The sequence below is a fragment of the Bacillus sp. PAMC28748 genome (assembly GCF_014250415.1).
In the GTDB taxonomy this organism is placed as follows: Bacteria; Bacillota; Bacilli; order Bacillales; family Bacillaceae; genus Bacillus; species Bacillus licheniformis.
Map to the genome: position 1 here is coordinate 2864400 of NZ_CP060192.1, position 18578 is coordinate 2882977.

The window sequence follows — 18578 nt, forward strand, 5'->3', positions numbered from 1 at the left end:
TTTTATGATTTTATGAAACAATATGCAGCGTCGTTTGTCTATAAAGATGAGGCCTTAATTTGATGTAAAGGAATTGTGGAAATTGATCGAACTATTTAGTGATTATGTGCTCCATTTTGAACGTTATTTTGTTTTAAGCAGACAGAGCATGCTTGTCATTCAGTGGTGTGTGACAGGCCTTGTCCTTTTGTATGCCGTGTCATTTCATCCGAAAGTGTGCAGGCGGCGCCTCTTTTTTTATGCAGGCATCGTTCTCAGGCTGATACTGGTTGGCGCCCTTTCGTTTGAATTGGCTCACCAAATGAAAGCCGCTGAGTTTTCAAACCTGTACATAGACGAACAAGATGCGCTTCTGCCTTTTATGCAGTTTTTGCTGTTCGGCTATATTTTGCTTGTCTCTTTTCATTATATGATGACACTCGCGGAAAAAGGGGGCAAGGGGCTGTTTTTTGCATTTGACATTGCGGTGATGGCGATGCCGCTTTTCCAATCGCTGTTCAGCTTTGCCGCCTATTTGAAGGAATTTGGAGCGGAGGAGCTTGAAGAATTGCCGCTCGTTCTGTTGTTGATTGTCGGAATACCGGGACTGATGATCTGCTTGTTTTTTCAGCTTTATTGGAAAAGAAACCGTTACGTTCTCCTTTTGATTTTTTATATTGTGACGATCGGCGGTTTCTTCATCAAAAAGCTTGGATACGAATTTTTTCCGCTGAACGTATTTCTGACAATGATCGGTTTTCTTATGACATATCACTTGCTGAATGACTCGAGAAAGCCTTTGTTGATGGTGAAGCGTGTTTTAGCCGCGGGCACCGCCGTATTTTTCACGCTTCACCTCAATCCTTTTTACAATTTGGCGGATGCCGCTTTTACAATCTCACACCCGGAGGTTTCAGACGTGGTTGATGCCAATTTTCGGCCTGTTTCGGTTAAAGAAGCGAAGCAGACTGTCAGCTCGTTTTTTCCGACAGAGAGCTTTATCTATTTGTCAGCTACCAACCAGGATTTTCATAACGTTTATCATTTCAAAACGAAAGATTACGATGCGGACGTTGACGGCTGGACGGGAATGATCACCAATTATCACAATCAAAAAAAGCCTAGCGGGAATATCCTGTCCGGTCAGGCATATATCAAGCGGTCGAAGCAATTTCTAAGGGAACACGGCCGCGAACTTGACAAACAAATCAAGGCAAAGGTCAGCCGTGATGACGGCGAAGCTACTGTTGAATTTTACCGTGAAGGCGAGGATCCTGAATTAAGCACAATGTGGTTTACTTGGCGGAAGGAGACTCTGATGGGATTCCATGAGGACGCGTCTGTTTACAGCTTAGAAAGCGTGAACCAAGCCCGCGTTTCTGGTGAGGATATCGAGCGGGGAGTTGAAGCCGTCTATCGTAAGCTGGGCATACCCGTCTCATCTTATCGGCTGACAGATATTGATTTATTATTCCCATTCAGCCTCAACTCGGCATCCATCAACATAAAGACAAGTGACGGAATGGGGATGGAGTTCCACCCTGTAACAGGTGCATTAACGGCTATTTCGATCAAATCTGAAAGCGCCTTGCCTTATCGCGGACAAGAGCTTGAAAAACGCTTGCTTTCATTATTTGATCAAGACATTTCCAATCTGAAAAGGGTGGAGTTAGAAAAGGATCTGATAGAATTTCAGAAAAAAGAAAGCGATGCTGTGTTAAATACGGTCTGGACCATGACGAAACATGAAGAGGGAGCTTATCTGACGGTGAGAAAAAACTTTCAAAAAGCAGATGAAAAACCCCCCTACACGTATGCAGACGGGGAAAAAGCTTTTCAGAAAGTGTCTGAACGCTATCAAAAAGGGCTGGTCTATCATAAACGGACGAAGCTTGTAATCGTTTCAGACGGGGATCAAAAGAGCCGTTATGCGTGGCTTGTCATCATCCAGCCGTTCGGCTCAAATGAACATGACGCATACTTGGTTGATGCCGAGACAGATGAGGTGAAACATTTTGATGACAAATGAAGAAAAAAAAGCGGTGTTTATCGATTTGTATGAGCTCTATCAAGAAAGTGAACTGGAAGAGGAAACGATGATCTGGATGAAAGAGCATGAGCAGTTTTTTCAGGATCAGGCTGAAGCGGCAGCAGCCGGGAATAGAGAGCTCCCCGGCATGCAAAAAACAGATGATCATCAGAAGCTCCTTCATATCAAGATTTTTGTTTACTCGTTATATGGTGCTTTCCTGCTCCTATCGATTTGGATGACGGTGTGGTTTTTTTTCTAAATGGCTCACAATAAAAAACAGACGATTGAAGAACTGTACAGGGAATATTATCATGACATCATGTACTATTTGTACAGGCGAACCCATCAGCTTGAGACGGCGAAAGACCTGGCGCAGGATACGTTTCTAAAAGCTTTTGCGGGCCTGGAGTCTTTCAGGGGCCATTCCTCGATCAAAACATGGCTGTATACGATCGCACATCATACGTTTATCAACTGGTACAGAAAAGATAAAAAAATCCAATTTTCCGACGTGGCGGCCTGCGGCGATATGGAACAGCACACATTTGAAATGCCTGAGCGCCATTTGGCAAACGCCATAATGCAGGAAGAGCTGAAACATCACATTGACCGGCTGAAAGAAGATTACCAGACTGTCCTCATTTTAAGAGAGTTTCAAGAGCTGTCATACGAGGAAATAGCGGAAGTGCTGAATTGGAAACTGTCAAAGGTAAAAACCAATCTTCACCGGGCCCGCCTGGAGCTGAAAAAAAGCTTGGAAGGCAGGGAGGTTTAACAATATGAAATGCCATCTTGTAAGAGATTTACTGCCTTTATACATAGAAGGCGATTGCAGCCGCAAAACGGAACGTTTGGTTGCCGCACACATTAAGACATGCGAGGATTGCCGGGAAATGTACGACATGATGAGGGAACCTGTCAATTTTCATGATGACGGAGGATTGCCAAAGGAAGCAGAAGAAGCGGAAGAACAAAAGTTCAGGAAAGCGTATTATCAAAGGCTGATTCTCAAAGGGGCAGCGCTGTTTGGCGGGGGCTACTTGCTGATGCTTTTGATTTACTTATTCTTTTTATAAGAACTGGCGGCAACCAGCCGCCGGTTTTTTGATATAAAATCAAAAGCCCCTTCATTCGGTAGGGGCTTCTTTCCTATTCAAGCAGGCCTTTTTCGCGCATTCTTTTTTTCAGTGTAAAACCGCTTCCCATAATGACGATCAGAATCGCGATGGCGATTGCGACGCCGGCTGCGCTTTTTTCGGCGACTGCAACTCCGATCATCATGATGCTGATCACTGCAGCAAGTGCGAATAATAAGAAAATCCATTTGATTTGTTTCACTGTTTTTCCATCCCCTTAGTATGAAGTCTACTGTTAGTTTACAGAAAATCGCGCTGGATAGAAAGGGGCAATGGGAGCTGAAAATTTGAAACAAATTGAAATAACTTTGTTTGTCAGTTATAATATGAAAGATTATCTTAATTTTTTTAGGAGATGAAAATGTGAAACTTCGAGAAGATCTTCGCAATATCGCTATTATCGCCCACGTTGACCATGGAAAAACGACGCTGGTGGATCAGCTCCTCCATCAGGCCGGTACATTCCGTGCAAATGAAAACGTGGCTGAGCGCGCCATGGATTCCAATGATTTGGAAAGAGAGCGCGGCATTACGATTTTAGCGAAAAATACGGCGATTAATTATAAAGATACACGCATTAATATTTTGGATACTCCGGGACACGCAGATTTCGGCGGGGAAGTTGAACGGATCATGAAAATGGTCGACGGCGTTCTGCTTGTTGTCGACGCTTATGAAGGCTGCATGCCGCAAACCCGCTTTGTGCTGAAAAAAGCACTTGAGCAAAACTTGACGCCGATCGTTGTTGTCAATAAGATCGACCGCGATTTTGCCCGTCCTGAAGAGGTCGTTGACGAAGTGCTCGATTTGTTTATCGAGCTAGATGCAAATGAAGAACAGCTTGAATTCCCGGTTGTTTACGCTTCTGCGATCAACGGCACCGCGTCAGCAGATCCGAAGCAGCAGGATGAAAACATGGAGGCTTTATTCGAAGCGATTGTCAACCATATTCCTTGTCCTGTCGATAACCATGAGGAGCCTTTGCAGTTCCAGGTGGCTCTGCTTGACTACAATGATTATGTCGGCCGTATCGGAATCGGACGCGTGTTCAGAGGAACGATGAAGGTCGGACAGCAAGTTGCTTTAATGAAGCTTGACGGTTCTGTCAAGCCGTTCCGCGTCACGAAAATCTTCGGTTTCCAGGGCTTGAAGAGAGTCGAGATTGAAGAAGCGAAAGCCGGCGACCTTGTCGCTGTATCAGGAATGGAAGACATCAATGTCGGAGAAACCGTCTGCCCGATTGAGCATCAAGAGGCGCTTCCGGTTCTTCGCATTGACGAACCGACGCTTCAAATGACGTTTGCGGTTAACAACAGTCCTTTTGCCGGTCGCGAAGGAAAATATGTCACGGCCAGGAAGATTGAAGAGCGGCTTGAACAGCAGCTGCAGACAGATGTCAGCCTTCGAGTCGATCCGACGCCATCTCCTGACGCATGGATCGTGTCAGGACGCGGTGAGCTGCATTTGTCGATTTTAATCGAAAACATGCGCCGCGAAGGCTTTGAACTGCAAGTATCGAAGCCGGAAGTCATCATTAAAGAAATCGACGGCGTTCGCTGTGAGCCTGTTGAACGCGTACAAATCGATGTGCCTGAAGAGCATACCGGATCTGTAATGGAATCAATGGGTGCGCGCAAAGGTGAAATGATCGACATGATCAATAACGGAAACGGGCAAGTCCGCCTGATTTTCAATGTCCCTTCACGCGGATTAATCGGCTACTCAACCGAATTCCTTTCCCTTACACGCGGTTTCGGGATTTTAAATCATACGTTTGACAGCTATCAGCCGGTTGAGCCGGGGCAAGTCGGCGGGCGCCGCCAAGGCGTGCTTGTCTCAATGGATACCGGGAAAGCTTCAGCCTACGGCATTCAAGGCGTTGAAGAGCGCGGCGTGATTTTTGTCGAGCCGGGCACAGAAGTATATGAAGGCATGATCGTCGGCGAGCACAACCGTGAAAACGACCTTGTCGTCAACATCAACAAAATGAAGCAGCAGACAAACGTGCGCTCAGCGACGAAAGATCAGACGGTCAGCATGAAAAAACCGCGTATCATGTCGCTTGAAGAATCGCTTGAATACTTGAACGAGGATGAGTACTGCGAAGTCACACCTGAATCCATCAGATTGAGAAAGAAAATTCTCGACAAAAACGAACGCGAAAAAGCAGCGAAAAAGAAAAAGCTGGCAGGATTGTCGTAATATTTGCAGAACCTAAAAAAAGAGCAACCCAACTAAGCAAAGGGGAGGGGAATCTTTTTGACTGATGTAAGTGAACGGCTGTCGTTTTTTGCCGCTCTCTATAAAGTGGACCAGAATCCCGAGGCGGGAATGTGGTGGCTTTATGCCACCATCTTCGTCCTGTCTGCGGTCGTCTTTAAACTGGGTTTCGCCAAACGGCTGCCGCTGTTGAAAACGGCGATCATTTACTTTTTTCTGGCATTAGGCTGTACGTTTTTAACTTTTTTCGGCGTTTTTCTGCCGGTTGGAGAAGGGCTGATCGTAGCTGTTTTAATCCTTTCGATTTATAAAATCCGCCTGCACCGTTCGAAAAAAGAGCAGACGGGGGCGAATACGTAGAAAAGACATAGCCGAAGAAGGCTATGTCTTTTCTGTATCCGCGAGAAAATCCGCCGTTAATAAGTCCCGAAACAAAGCCCTGGCAAAAAGGATCTCATCAAATGAATACCGGCTTAAAAATCGTTTAAATCTTTGTTCGATTTTATCGTGCTCCCGCTGGTGAAGGTGATGGATGCTTCTCCCTTTATGGCTTAAACGGAAGTAGATTTCTTTTTTATTATCGCTGAGCTGTGTTTTGCTGACGAGCCCTTTTTCGGTCAGCTTTGCGGTGATCCTTGAGACCGTCGCTTTTGAAAATTCCATCTTCTCGGAAATCGAGGTGACGTTGATCGGTTCGTGGTCGCCAATGCAGCTGATCGTATGGATGTCAGACATATTGAGTCTCATTTCAGCTCCGAATTCGCGCTCCATCTTTTTCATTTCTGCGGAGATGCGCTCTTTCATGACGGTTTCTTGCTGCTCCTGCTGATGAATGAGCCTGATGTACAGGTCAAATATTTCTTGTTTGGCGTGTGTTAAATGTTCCATGCAGAAAACCGGCTCCTTTAATCGATTATTCTGCTTTGATTATACCATTTTGTTACGCGTGAAACAAAATGGTTAAACAGATTGCAGATTAAGCGTTTCCGCACCAGCGGCGGATTCCATCGGCAATCAATTGCTCCGCGTTTTCCAGGGATTCGTCCACAGCCCAGGCTATGTGGCCGTCGGGGCGGATCAGCGCTGCTTTTACGCCATTCCATTCAGGCCGTCCGTCAATCGCTTTCAGTTGCATAAGCCGGACATGAGGCAGTCTGGAAAATTCCTTCGGTTCTTTTCCGAATGCTGCTAATAAGAAACGTCCATCGCGGTGAAATGTGTAAAGTCGTTTGACAGTACCATCTGAAAGGGTCAGGTCAATATCGGGCAGGCGTTTACCGTTCAGCTCATGTTCAGGCATTTTTTCATCTGCATCATACTGCACGCTGAGCGCTGCAATTTGTTCTGCCAGATAGCGATTGACGTCTGAAAATCCGAGTATGCCGGATAGCAATTCACGGAGGTACAGCCCTTCACGCGTAAAATCAAACAGCTTTGTTTGGATTTGTGTATTGACGATCAGCGCTTTGCCGACAGGGTGTCTTTCATGATGGTAACTGTCAAGCAGCCAGCCGGGACACCGTCCGTTGATCTTTGCTGCGAGCTTCCAGCCAAGGTTCATCGCATCTTGAAGCCCGACATTTAAACCTTGTCCACCTGCGGGAAAATGTATATGCGCGGCATCTCCAGCTAAAAAAATTCTGCCGGAACGGTAATGCTCCGCCAACTTGCTGGCATTTCCGAAGCGGGACATCCAAACCGGGCTGTTAATTCCAAAGTCCGTACCGCAAATGCGGCTGAGTTCTTTTTTTAATTCTTCCAGTGTGACGGGCTCGTGAAGCAAAGCTTGGGGCATATGCGGCGCCGTTATGAGGACGCGGAAAATGCCGCCGTCTAAAGGCACGATCACAACGCCGCCTTCACGGTTCACGCAAGTATAGAAATGCGATTCCGGCGGATTTTCAAGCGACACATCACCAAGCATTGCGGTGATATTCGCATCAGTTCCGGAAAAAGCGATGCGCGCCTGCTTGCGGATGGTGCTTCCGGCCCCGTCGGCACCGACGATATAGGAAGCGGTTAGTAAGGACAGGCCGTCCGGACCCTGGACGACAAGCTCGGCGGTGTCTTCATGCTCGCGGACAGCGAGAACTTCATGACCGCGAAGGATGCAGACACCGAGATTCCTCGCGTGTTCCTCAAGCACCTTCTCAGTTTCGTACTGGGGGATGAACAGTGTAAAATTGGCTCGCGTGTCAAGCGCAGAAAAATCCAATCCAGTCTTCAGACCTGCAAAGTGCCCCGAACCGAGCGGCTTGCCAATTTCCTTAAATCGTTCTCCAAGCCCCCTCATTTCAAGTATTTCGATTGAGCGAGGATGCAGTGTGAGCGCTTTTGAGAATGGAGAAGGCTCATTCAGCCGTTCGACAATACAGGTCCGGACGCCGGCCAAAGCCAGCTCGGAAGCCGTCAGCAGACCGACGGGGCCGCCGCCTGCAATCAATACATCAAAATCCATGATCAATCACTCCTTTTTTGTTGCATATGAAACAATTTTAAAATACTACAAATGAAAATTTTATCAACTATATTCTGTTATTTTGTTACTTATGTAACAAAAAGAGATAAAAAAAGCATGGAGCTTGTCCATGCTTTTATGACTTGATCTGCTCTTTATCTTTTCTGTGCGGATATAACTTAAAACGGCCGGTTTTCATCCGGTTTTCGGTTTTGATTTTAATTCTTTCGCTGCATTCATGGCACATATAGGTATGTATCGGCCGGTTTCGGAGACGTTTGGCAATGAGTGTGTCGTCATCGATTTTTTCGATTTTGTCACACAATGAACACTTTACCCTCACTTGATTCACCTCGCTTACGATCCATTATACCTTAATCGATCTGACAAATAAATTTTCTCTATTAGAAAAAAGGAAAAAGCCTGTACCGTCAAGAAAACAGTGGCACAGGCTTTTTTAAAGTTATTGCTGCCGATTTTTCATATGTTTGTTCGATTGATTATTCTGCTTCTTTTCGAGTTGTTTTTGGTTTCTCTCATTCAGCTGGTCGTTGTTGGATTTTGTAGGATTTGTTTGCTGGTTGTCTGTTGCGTCGTTCGGCACTTCAGGAAGGACGCGCCCGACAATGGCTGCCAGCTCATCGAGAATCCCTTTGACAGGACGTCCCGCTTGAATTTCTCTGCCCATTGCCCGCAGGCGGTTTACAGTGTCGGGATCCGCGACAACGGCGGCGTTTGCTCCATAAGGGTCATTCTGCAGAGCTTCAGCGACCGAATACTTAATGGATTCGACTTTGCTGCGTTCCAAATTGTCTTTCACATCAATTCCGACGACGGAGAGCCTGCCTAGCACGACGGCGGTCGCATCATTGACACCCGGAACGCTTTCGGTGATCTTTACAAGGCGCCGTGAGATGGCTTGTCCGTCTTCGCGGTTCACCGGCTCCTGGGCGCTGTTTTTTACATGAATCGGTCTGTTGCCGGGAAGCTCATTTGCTTCATTTCGGGCATTATTTTGAATGCCGCAGGCTGAAAGCAGCATAACGGTTTGAATTAGGATCAAAAAAAAGATTCGCACTTGAGGTTGCCTCCTTAAAAATGCTTTCATTAATTTTTATTGTTGAATTAACCTTCTATCTTTATTCACAAAAACATATATTTTAGCGGGCGCTCCATCAGCTTTTAACCCAAATGAAAATAAAAGGCTAAAAATCCTGATCAGGAGGCGGAAGATTGAGTAAAATTTATGTGCTAGATACGAATGTGTTATTGCAGGATCCGAATTCAATCTTTTCTTTTGAAGATAACGAGGTCGTCATCCCGGCTGTCGTATTGGAGGAAGTCGATTCAAAGAAACGTTACATGGATGAAATTGGGAGGAATGCAAGGCGCGTATCTAAATTGATAGATGATTTGCGTTTAAAAGGAAAGCTGTATGAAAATGTTCCTCTCCCTAACGGAGGAAGCTTGAGAATCGAGCTTAACCATCGCTCTTTTCAGCAGCTTCAGGAAATCTTTATCGAAAAAACTAGCGACAACCGGATTTTAGCCGTAGCGAAAAACCTCAGCCTTGAAGAAGAAACGAAAGAAGGCGGCAGACCGGTTATTCTTGTCAGCAAAGATATGCTGATCCGCGTCAAAGCCGATGCCATCGGGTTGATGTCAGAGGATTTTTTGCACGACAGGGTTGTCGACAATGATGATATATACAGCGGTTATACGGACGTGTACATTCGCTCGGATCAGATGAATTCATTTTTTGAACATCATTATTTGCAGCTTGACGAAATCAGCGAGGAGCCGCTGTGTCCGAACCAGTTTGTCGTCATGAAGGACGCGCTCGGCGGATCATCTTCTGCGGTTGGAATCGTAGATCAAAGCGGAAAAGCCGTTAAAAAGCTTGTTTTTGACCAGGAGCAGGTTTGGGGCATCCGTTCCCGAAACGTACAGCAGACGATGGCGTTGGAACTTCTATTAAGACAAGATATTCCGCTTGTCACCCTGATCGGAAAAGCCGGCACAGGAAAAACACTGCTTGCGCTGGCAGCCGGATTGCTGCAGACAGAGGATCTGGGGAATTTTAAAAAACTTGTTGTCACAAGGCCGATCGTTCCTGTCGGAAAAGATCTCGGCTATCTTCCGGGTGAAAAAGAAGAAAAACTTCGACCGTGGGTCCAGCCTATTTTTGATAACCTGGAATACTTGTTCAATGCAAAAAAACCGGGGGAACTTGATGATATTTTGGCGGGGATGGGCTCCATTCAAGTCGAAGCCCTTACTTATATAAGGGGCAGAAGCATTCCCGACCAATTCATCATCATTGATGAGGCCCAAAATCTGACCAAGCATGAAGTCAAAACGCTTCTGACACGCGTCGGGGAAGGCAGCAAAATCGTATTGATGGGAGATACCGAACAGATCGATCATCCTTATTTGGATGCGATGAACAACGGCCTGGCCTATGTAGTAGAGCGCTTTAAAGATCAAAAAATTTCCGGAAACGTGAAGCTTTTAAAAGGAGAGCGCTCCCGGCTTGCAAGGCTTGCAGCAGACCTGCTGTAAATAAAAAAACCGGGCTTTTAACCCGGGTTTCAACTTGCATGGCACGCCGGCCGGGTCGTCTGCAAAAGCCGAAAACCCGGCCGGGAAAAGAAGAGGCGGAGTTTTTTCCCCGCCTCCGGCGCACCCGTTACAGTGTTGCCGCTTTAAATAATGTGAATTTCTTTTACTCGTTTCACAGGATTCATCTTGTTAGAACCGTCGGGAAAATAAACGTGTACAGGCCCGTCTTCGCCAAGCGGCTTGCCTTTGTTGCTGAAGCAGAGAATCATGCCGCCCGCTTCTTCAATTGGAACGGAAACGTCTTCACCTTCCGTTTTGAAGAGGCATTTGACGGCGGAGCCTGACACCTCCGCGTTTTTCAAAAAAGGCTCAAGCTTGATTCCGAAAGTGCCGTCAAGCAATTTTTCCTTTTCATACTTTTTCTCTGATTTCAGCGTCGGCGGCGATACAGCACCTTCTCTGATTTGCCGTTCCCGGTCAATCACAAGGTCGTCATCTTCATCCTGTACCTCTCCGAAATGTGAAAAGAACTGCTCGAGATCGAATTTTCGGTCATCAAAAATCCAGACGCTCGGATCGAGCGTAATCGGATACTTTACATTTCCTGTGATCGTTACAATGCTCATGTCTCTACCACTCCCTCACAAAAAATTATAAGCGCTTTCTTTCGAATTGTCACTTCTCATAACAAAAGCCCTCTCCGGGAAAGATAACAGCAATGACGCTCGGATGGAGGGAAAAAACTTGAATTGCCGGCATAATGAGGAGCTCGAATATTTTGTCACAGAAGCGAAAAAAGTGACGGACAAAGGAAAGGTTGCATCTTACATACCGGCTTTGGCCGAATTATCGGAGGACGATTTATCGGCGGCGGTCTACTTTACCGACGGGACTTGTATATCAGCGGGGGATGTGGAAAAAGCATTCACTCTGCAAAGCATATCAAAAGTATTGTCGCTTGCCCTCGTTCTGATCGATCACGGACCGGAAAAAGTGTTTCATTACGTAGGACAAGAGCCGACTGGCGATCCGTTTAACTCCATCATCAAGCTTGAAACCGTCAACCCGGGGAAGCCGCTGAATCCGATGATAAACGCAGGAGCATTGGTGGTCACAAGCATGATTAAAGGAGAGACGAACGCTGATAAGATCGGGAGACTGCTTGATTTTATTAAAAAACTTGCAAACAACCGGAGCATTACCGTTTGCGGGAAGGTCGCCGAATCTGAATTTGAAACCTCGATGGTCAACAGGGCGATGTGCTATTACATGAAAGAGCACGGCATTTTTCAGGCTGAGGTTGAGGATGTTATGGATGTTTATACAAAACAGTGCGCCATTGAAATGAACAGCCTGGACCTGGCAAAAATCGGCTCTGTTTTTGCTTTGAACGGCAAGCATCCCGAAACGGGAGAACAAATCATACCGAAGGATATCGCGAGAATTTGCAAGACATTTATGGTGACATGCGGAATGTATAATGCCAGCGGCGAATTCGCAATCAAAATCGGAATTCCCGCCAAAAGCGGGGTTTCAGGGGGCATCATGGGGCTATCCCCATACCGTTTCGGCATCGGCATCTTCGGGCCTTCGCTCGATGAAAAGGGAAACAGCATTGCCGGAATCCGGCTTTTAGAGCTATTATCTGCGAATTACAGCTTAAGCATTTTTTAAAACGTTAGCGGAAGCTTAAAAAGCGAGTCTTTGAAATACGGCGAAAGGACAGAAATAGCTTGCTTTTTTTCGGCTGAGGCTTTATCATAAATAGAAGAATTAGGTACTCGCCTGGGGAACGGAGGGATACTTTTGGCGTCTGAGATTGTAGTCGACCATCGTGAAAAAGCACTTGCTCTGTTAAAACGTGATGCTGATAAAATCTTAAAGCTGATTCAAGTGCAAATGGACAACTTAACGATGCCTCAATGTCCTCTTTATGAAGAGGTTTTAGATACACAAATGTTCGGACTCTCTAGAGAAATTGATTTTGCTGTCCGCCTTGGATTAGTGGATGAAGAAGAGGGTAAAGAACTGCTTTACAGGCTGGAGCGTGAATTGTCTGCATTACATGATGCATTTACAAAAAAATAAATGAACACCTCAGAAGAATCTTTCTGTCTGAGTCAGCTTGTCGACGACGTTTCGATAGAAACAAACTGCCGGCAGGCTTTTTTTATTATGGAATGAGAAAGAAAACGCCAGTTGATGAAGGAATGGCCGCTGTTCACGCCGAATAAACGAAGACGCATGATTTGCCGATAAAAAAATAGAATGGCAGTCTTGGAACAGACGGACTTTTCTTTCTGAGGAGATTCGAAGTCTTATGAAAAGGGTATCTTTCGTGCTTTTTAAGAAAGTGTAGTAAAATAACGAAGGAACTACCACAAACACATTTTGAAGGCAAGTAAGGAAGAGGATAATATGATAAAAAGAATGCTCAAATCCTATGATTATTCATTAATCTTCGCTGTATTCCTGCTGTGCGGGTTCGGGCTCGTCATGGTGTACAGTTCAAGCATGATCACGGCCGTGACAAGGTACGGACAAAACAGCAGCTACTTTTTTGACAGGCAGCTGATGTTTTTGGCGCTCGGAACCGTCATATTTTTATGCGCGGCGCTTTTTCCGTATAAGGCTTTTGCCAATCAAAAATTCCAAAAGTTTTTGCTGCTCATTTCCGTCGTCGCTTTGTTCGGGCTGTTTGTTGTCGGACATGTGGCCGGGAATGCCCAAAGCTGGTTCAGGGTTTCGAATTACGGCATCCAGCCGGGGGAGTTTGTCAAGCTGACCGTCATCTTGTATCTTTCTTCCGTCTACGCCAAAAAGCAAAGCTATATTGACAACTTGGGAGCCGGAATCGCCCCTCCTGCGATCATCACGCTCTTCATTTGCGCCTTGGTCGCTGCTCAGCCGGATGTGGGAACGGCCTTTATCATCGCTTTAATCGCATTGTGCATCATTTTGTGCTCGGGATTCAGCGGCAAAACGCTGTTAAAGCTCGTGCTTTTGGCCGGGATTGTCCTTGTGCTCGTCAGCCCGCTCATTTATTTCAACTGGGACAGCATTTTAACAGAAGGACGGATGAAGCGGTTTGAAAGCTATCAAAACCCGTTTAAAGATGCGGGAGATTCGGGCTTTCAAGTCGTCAACTCCTACTTGGCGATCGGTTCCGGGGGACTGTTCGGCCTGGGCCTCGGCGAGAGCGTCCAGAAGTATGGGTATCTGCCTGAAACGCACACCGATTTTATTATGGCGATCATCGCCGAGGAGCTCGGTATTTTCGGTGTCCTTTTTGTCGTGCTGCTGCTTTCTTTCATCGTTTTAAAAGGGTTTTATATAGCGAGGAAATGCGATGATCCGTTTGGAAGCCTGCTCGCGATCGGCATATCGAGCATGATCGCCATCCAGTCTTTCGTGAACCTGGGCGGCATATCCGGCTTGATTCCTTTGACAGGGGTGACGCTTCCGTTTATCAGCTACGGAGGGTCATCGCTCATTCTGCTGATGGCAAGCGCGGGGATATTGGTGAACATCAGCATGTTTAATGAATATTTTGATCGGTTCAAACGAAAACAGCCTGTCAATACTACAAAAGCGAAAGAAAATCAATATAAAAAAAGTATAAATTTTTAAAAAACTAAGCGTGTACAATGACCATCCGATTCATTTAGAATAGATACATACTTATAACAGCGGATGAGGGGGAACGACATGTCACAACAGTCTATTCAAAAAGTTCTTGTTGCAAACAGAGGGGAAATCGCTATCCGCGTATTTCGGGCCTGCACAGAACTGAATATCCGTACGGTAGCGATCTATTCTAAAGAAGACAGCGGATCTTACCACAGATACAAAGCCGATGAAGCATACCTGGTCGGCGAAGGGAAAAAGCCGATTGACGCTTATCTTGATATTGAAGGCATCATCGAGATTGCAAAACGCAACCATGTGGATGCCATCCATCCAGGCTACGGCTTCCTGTCGGAAAACATTCAGTTTGCTAAGCGGTGTGAAGAGGAAGGCATCATCTTTATCGGACCGACCTCCGAGCACCTCGATATGTTTGGAGACAAAGTAAAAGCCCGCGAACAAGCTGAAAAAGCTGGAATTCCGGTCATACCGGGGAGCGACGGACCAGTGGCGGATATAGCGGAAGTGAAACAATTTGCGGAAAAGTTCGGATATCCGTTTATCATTAAAGCGTCGCTTGGCGGCGGCGGGCGCGGCATGCGGATCGTCAGGGACGAATCGGAGCTGGAGGAGTCCTATAATAGGGCGAAATCAGAGGCGAAAGCGGCCTTTGGCAATGATGAAGTTTATGTCGAAAAGCTGATTGAAAAGCCGAAGCACATTGAAGTTCAAGTCATCGGAGATAAAGAAGGGAACGTGGTTCACCTTTACGACCGCGACTGCTCTGTGCAAAGGCGTCATCAAAAGGTCATCGAAGTGGCGCCGAGCGTTTCGCTTTCTGAATCCCTCCGGGAAAAGATTTGCGATGCTGCCGTTAAGCTTGCGAAGAATGTTGAATATGTCAATGCCGGTACAGTCGAATTTTTAGTTGCGAACGATGAGTTTTTCTTTATTGAAGTGAACCCGCGTGTTCAGGTGGAGCATACCATTACGGAAATGGTAACGGGCGTCGATATCGTTCAGACGCAAATCCTGATCGCTGCCGGTCTCAGTCTGGACAGCAGCGAAATCAGCATTCCGAACCAGGATGCGATCACGCTGCACGGATATGCGATCCAGTCAAGGGTTACGACTGAAGATCCGTCAAACAATTTCATGCCTGACACAGGCAAAATCATGGCATATCGCTCAGGCGGCGGTTTCGGGGTGAGGCTTGATACCGGAAACAGTTTTCAGGGCGCTGTCATTACGCCTTATTACGATTCGCTGCTTGTTAAGCTTTCAACTTGGGCGCTGACGTTTGAACAGGCGGCAGCCAAAATGGTCCGCAACCTTCAGGAATTCAGGATCAGGGGAATCAAAACGAACATTCCTTTCCTTGAAAATGTGGCGAAACACGAAAAGTTTCTTACAGGGCAATACGACACGTCTTTTATCGATACAACGCCAGAACTTTTTGTCTTTCCTAAGCAGAGAGACCGCGGAACGAAAATGCTGACATATATCGGGAACGTAACGGTCAACGGCTTCCCGGGCATCGATAAAAAGAAGAAGCCCGAGTTTGATAAGCCGCAGATCGTCAAAACAGATGTCGATCAGCCAATCGCAAGCGGAACAAAACAGATTCTTGATGAACGCGGAGCCGAAGGGCTCGTCAAATGGGTGAAAGATCAAGAGGAAGTGCTCCTCACTGATACGACGTTCCGCGACGCCCATCAGTCATTGCTTGCGACAAGAGTCAGAACGCATGACCTGAAAAAAATCGCCAATCCGACGGCTGCGCTCTGGCCAGAGCTTTTCAGTCTTGAAATGTGGGGCGGCGCCACATTTGATGTCGCTTACCGTTTCTTGAAAGAAGATCCGTGGAAAAGGCTCGAGGAGCTGCGGAAGGAAATTCCGAATACGATGTTTCAAATGCTTTTGAGATCTTCGAATGCCGTCGGGTATACAAACTACCCTGACAACCTGATTAAAAAGTTCGTCAGCGAATCGGCTGCGGCCGGAATCGATGTATTCCGCATTTTTGACAGCTTGAACTGGGTTAAAGGGATGACGCTCGCCATTGATGCAGTGCGCGAGTCAGGCAAGCTTGCCGAAGCGGCGATCTGCTATACAGGGGACATTCTCGATCCGAACAGAAGCAAGTATAATCTTGAATATTATACGTCAATGGCAAAAGAGCTTGAAGCTGCGGGGGCGCATATTCTCGGCATTAAAGATATGGCCGGCCTGCTGAGACCTCAAGCGGCATACGAACTGGTGTCGGCTTTGAAAGAGACGATCGACATTCCGATCCACTTGCATACACACGACACGAGCGGCAACGGTATTTTTATGTATGCGAAGGCGATAGAAGCAGGCGTCGACATCGTCGACGTAGCGGTCAGCTCGATGGCGGGTCTGACATCACAGCCAAGCGCAAGCTCGCTTTACCATGCGCTTGAAGGAGATAAACGCCGTCCGCAGTTCAATGTCGATGCGGTAGAGTCGTTGTCTCAATATTGGGAGTCTGTCAGAAAATATTACAGCGAGTTTGAGAGCGGCATGATTGCGCCTCATACCGAAATTTACAAGCATGAAATGCCTGGCGGCCAATACAGCAACCTTCAGCAGCAGGCTAAGGGAGTCGGCCTCGGCGACCGCTGGAATGAAGTGAAAGAAATGTACAGCCGGGTCAACCACCTGTTCGGGGACATCGTAAAGGTTACGCCGTCATCTAAAGTCGTCGGGGATATGGCGCTTTACATGGTGCAAAATAACCTGACGGAAGATGATATTTACGAAAGGGGAGAATCTCTCGATTTTCCTGACTCGGTTGTCGAGCTTTTTAAAGGGTATATCGGTCAGCCTCACGGCGGATTCCCTGAGAAATTGCAAAAGCTGATTTTAAAAGGGCAGGAGCCGATTACAGTACGCCCTGGAGAACTGCTTGAACCGGTTTCATTTGACGCTATAAAAGCGGAATTCTTGGAAAAGCATGGTATGGAGCTTTCCGACCAGGATGCTGTTGCATATGCGCTTTATCCGAAAGTGTTTACCGAGTATGTCAAGACAGCGGAACTGTACGGGGATATCTCTGTGCTTGATACACCAACCTTCCTCTACGGCATGACCCTCGGCGAAGAAATCGAGGTCGAGATTGAAAGAGGGAAAACGCTGATCGTCAAACTTGTCTCTATCGGGGAACCGCGTCCGGATGCGACGAGAGTCGTTTATTTTGAACTGAACGGCCAGCCTCGCGAAGTGGTCATTAAAGACGAAAGCATTAAATCGTCCGTTCATCAAAAGGTGAAAGCCGACCGTTCAAACCCGAATCATATCGCGGCATCTATGCCGGGAACGGTAATCAAGCTTCTTGTAAGCAAAGGGGACCAAGTGAAGAAGGGCGATCATTTGATGATCAATGAAGCGATGAAAATGGAAACGACCGTTCAGGCTCCGTTTTCAGGAACTGTTGAAAACATTCACGTTACAAACGGAGAAGCCATTCAAACCGGCGACCTTCTCATTGAACTGAAAAAATAAAAGCGCGGCCGCTGACTTTTGTCGGCGGCCTCTTTTTATGAAAAAATCCCCCGCAAAAGGCGGAGGATCAACCGTTTATTTTTATTTTTGCACCTGCCTGCGATAGCGCGCAACAAGCAGCAGGAAGTAGCAAAGGATTCCGAACAGGCAGGAAATAAAGAATGCGTGGGCGAGTGCAAAACCCAAATCCAGTCTGCTGTAGACAACCGCAATTCCTGAGGCAGCCTGAAGGATGATCAGGATCAGGGAAATCATCCAGCCCCAATAAATGCGTTTTTGATTTTTATACTGTCTTGCTGCATGTACCGCTGCCGCGATGATCCAGGCGAACAGAAGAAGCGCCGCAGCTCTGTGTCCCATCTGCACCCATTCGTGAAACTTCCCGGGAAGCCAGCCGTTTTCCGTGCTGCACATCGGAAAGTCAAGGCACGCGAGGCTTGAACTCGTATGCCGGACATATGCGCCTGTATAAACGACGACATATGTGTATATAATGATTCCTATCATATGAAACTGCATGGTTTTTCCTATATAAAACGATTCGGATTTCTGTTTGCTGTCAGCTTCAAACACCAGGAGCGTCAAAAGCAGCACAGAAGCAAAGGAAATAAGCGAGATTCCGAAGTGCAAAGCCATGATCAGGGCCGATGACCCGAAGACGACCGCTGCAGCGCCCAAAAGCGCCTGAAGAATGAGAAAGACGACCGACATCACCGCGAGAAATTTCGTTTCTCTGATATGGCCGATTTTTTTCCATGTCCAAATGGCGAGAGCCAGCACAAGGACGCCGGATGTGCCGCTGACAAACCTGTGGCTCCATTCGATAATCGATTCAAGGGTTAAAGCCGGGAATATGCTTCCGTTGCAAAGCGGCCAAGATCTGCCGCAGCCCATTCCTGAACCCGTCTTTGTGACGAGGGCGCCGCCGATCAGCACGAAAAGCATGGCGATAGTTGTGATAATTCCCAAGCCTTTTAATGCTTTATTCATAAATTCAATTCTCCTTTTTAATGCAAACTGACTAATAAAAAGATATTTA

18 protein-coding genes are annotated in these 18578 nt (G+C 46.7%); 11 read left to right on the forward strand and 7 right to left on the reverse strand.

Features of this window, described 5'->3' with window-relative positions; translation table 11 throughout:
- Nucleotides 1–82 precede the first annotated feature (82 nt).
- Genes H7F26_RS14765 through H7F26_RS14780 form a run of 4 tightly spaced genes read left to right on the forward strand, consistent with a single transcriptional unit; the run spans nt 83 to nt 3087 of the window.
- On the forward strand, nt 83–2008 hold the full coding sequence (locus H7F26_RS14765; protein WP_003181435.1) for a hypothetical protein: 1926 nt from the start codon (nt 83–85) through the stop codon (nt 2006–2008).
- On the forward strand, nt 1998–2270 hold the full coding sequence (locus H7F26_RS14770; protein ID WP_003181436.1) for a hypothetical protein: 273 nt from the start codon (nt 1998–2000) through the stop codon (nt 2268–2270). The genes H7F26_RS14765 and H7F26_RS14770 overlap by 11 nt, the downstream gene beginning before the upstream one ends.
- Entirely contained in the window at nt 2271–2786 is a 516-nt protein-coding gene (locus H7F26_RS14775; RefSeq protein ID WP_003181440.1) for a sigma-70 family RNA polymerase sigma factor, read from the forward strand. It abuts the gene before it with no gap.
- 4 nt (nt 2787–2790) lie between these two features.
- On the forward strand, nt 2791–3087 hold the full coding sequence (locus H7F26_RS14780) for an anti-sigma factor family protein (RefSeq protein WP_003181442.1): 297 nt from the start codon (nt 2791–2793) through the stop codon (nt 3085–3087).
- A 73-nt stretch (nt 3088–3160) separates the two neighbouring features.
- Here H7F26_RS14780 and H7F26_RS14785 read toward each other — a convergent pair whose 3' ends face one another.
- Nucleotides 3161–3349 carry a YlaF family protein gene (locus H7F26_RS14785; protein ID WP_003181444.1) on the reverse strand — a complete coding sequence of 63 codons (189 nt, stop codon included), beginning with the start codon at nt 3347–3349 and terminating at the stop codon, nt 3161–3163.
- Between the two features lie 161 nt (nt 3350–3510).
- On the opposite strand from H7F26_RS14785, the gene typA reads away from it, so the two are divergent.
- Both typA and H7F26_RS14795 read left to right on the forward strand, forming a co-directional pair.
- On the forward strand, nt 3511–5349 hold the full coding sequence (typA, locus tag H7F26_RS14790) for a translational GTPase TypA (protein WP_003181446.1): 1839 nt from the start codon (nt 3511–3513) through the stop codon (nt 5347–5349).
- Between the two features lie 57 nt (nt 5350–5406).
- Complete coding sequence (locus H7F26_RS14795) at nt 5407–5727, forward strand: YlaH-like family protein (protein WP_003181448.1); 321 nt, start codon at nt 5407–5409, stop codon at nt 5725–5727.
- A 21-nt stretch (nt 5728–5748) separates the two neighbouring features.
- Here the strand turns inward: H7F26_RS14795 and H7F26_RS14800 are convergent, their stop codons facing one another.
- From H7F26_RS14800 to H7F26_RS14815, 4 genes are all read right to left on the reverse strand, one after another.
- A complete protein-coding gene (locus H7F26_RS14800) occupies nt 5749–6255 on the reverse strand; it encodes a MarR family transcriptional regulator (RefSeq protein WP_003181450.1) in 507 nt (168 codons plus the stop codon).
- An 88-nt stretch (nt 6256–6343) separates the two neighbouring features.
- Nucleotides 6344–7825, reverse strand: coding sequence for a monooxygenase (locus H7F26_RS14805; RefSeq protein ID WP_003181453.1), 1482 nt, complete (start codon nt 7823–7825; stop codon nt 6344–6346).
- 136 nt (nt 7826–7961) lie between these two features.
- Entirely contained in the window at nt 7962–8168 is a 207-nt protein-coding gene (locus tag H7F26_RS14810; protein ID WP_003181456.1) for a YlaI family protein, read from the reverse strand.
- A gap of 120 nt (nt 8169–8288) precedes the next feature.
- Nucleotides 8289–8903 carry a YhcN/YlaJ family sporulation lipoprotein gene (locus tag H7F26_RS14815; protein ID WP_003181458.1) on the reverse strand — a complete coding sequence of 205 codons (615 nt, stop codon included), beginning with the start codon at nt 8901–8903 and terminating at the stop codon, nt 8289–8291.
- 155 nt (nt 8904–9058) lie between these two features.
- Here H7F26_RS14815 and H7F26_RS14820 point away from each other — a divergent pair, with 155 nt between their 5' ends.
- Nucleotides 9059–10387, forward strand: coding sequence for a PhoH family protein (locus H7F26_RS14820; RefSeq protein ID WP_003181460.1), 1329 nt, complete (start codon nt 9059–9061; stop codon nt 10385–10387).
- Between the two features lie 143 nt (nt 10388–10530).
- Here H7F26_RS14820 and H7F26_RS14825 read toward each other — a convergent pair whose 3' ends face one another.
- The gene (locus H7F26_RS14825) at nt 10531–11013 is read right to left on the reverse strand and encodes a hypothetical protein (protein WP_003181462.1); all 483 of its coding nucleotides are present in this window, start codon (nt 11011–11013) and stop codon (nt 10531–10533) included.
- 118 nt (nt 11014–11131) lie between these two features.
- Between H7F26_RS14825 and glsA the strand changes: the two genes are divergently transcribed.
- The 4 genes from glsA (at nt 11132) to pyc (ending at nt 17539) form a co-directional block, all read left to right on the forward strand.
- Nucleotides 11132–12061, forward strand: coding sequence for a glutaminase A (gene glsA / locus H7F26_RS14830; RefSeq protein WP_003181464.1), 930 nt, complete (start codon nt 11132–11134; stop codon nt 12059–12061).
- Nucleotides 12062–12193: 132 nt separating this feature from the next.
- On the forward strand, nt 12194–12475 hold the full coding sequence (locus H7F26_RS14835; RefSeq protein WP_003181465.1) for an Fpa/YlaN family protein: 282 nt from the start codon (nt 12194–12196) through the stop codon (nt 12473–12475).
- Nucleotides 12476–12805: 330 nt separating this feature from the next.
- Nucleotides 12806–14017, forward strand: coding sequence for an FtsW/RodA/SpoVE family cell cycle protein (locus H7F26_RS14840; protein WP_016885781.1), 1212 nt, complete (start codon nt 12806–12808; stop codon nt 14015–14017).
- Nucleotides 14018–14095: 78 nt separating this feature from the next.
- Nucleotides 14096–17539, forward strand: coding sequence for a pyruvate carboxylase (gene pyc / locus H7F26_RS14845; RefSeq protein WP_009328564.1), 3444 nt, complete (start codon nt 14096–14098; stop codon nt 17537–17539).
- An 81-nt stretch (nt 17540–17620) separates the two neighbouring features.
- Here pyc and H7F26_RS14850 read toward each other — a convergent pair whose 3' ends face one another.
- Nucleotides 17621–18529 (reverse strand): COX15/CtaA family protein, encoded by a 909-nt coding sequence (locus tag H7F26_RS14850; RefSeq protein ID WP_003181473.1) that lies wholly within the window; start codon nt 18527–18529, stop codon nt 17621–17623.
- Nucleotides 18530–18578: the final 49 nt, after the last annotated feature.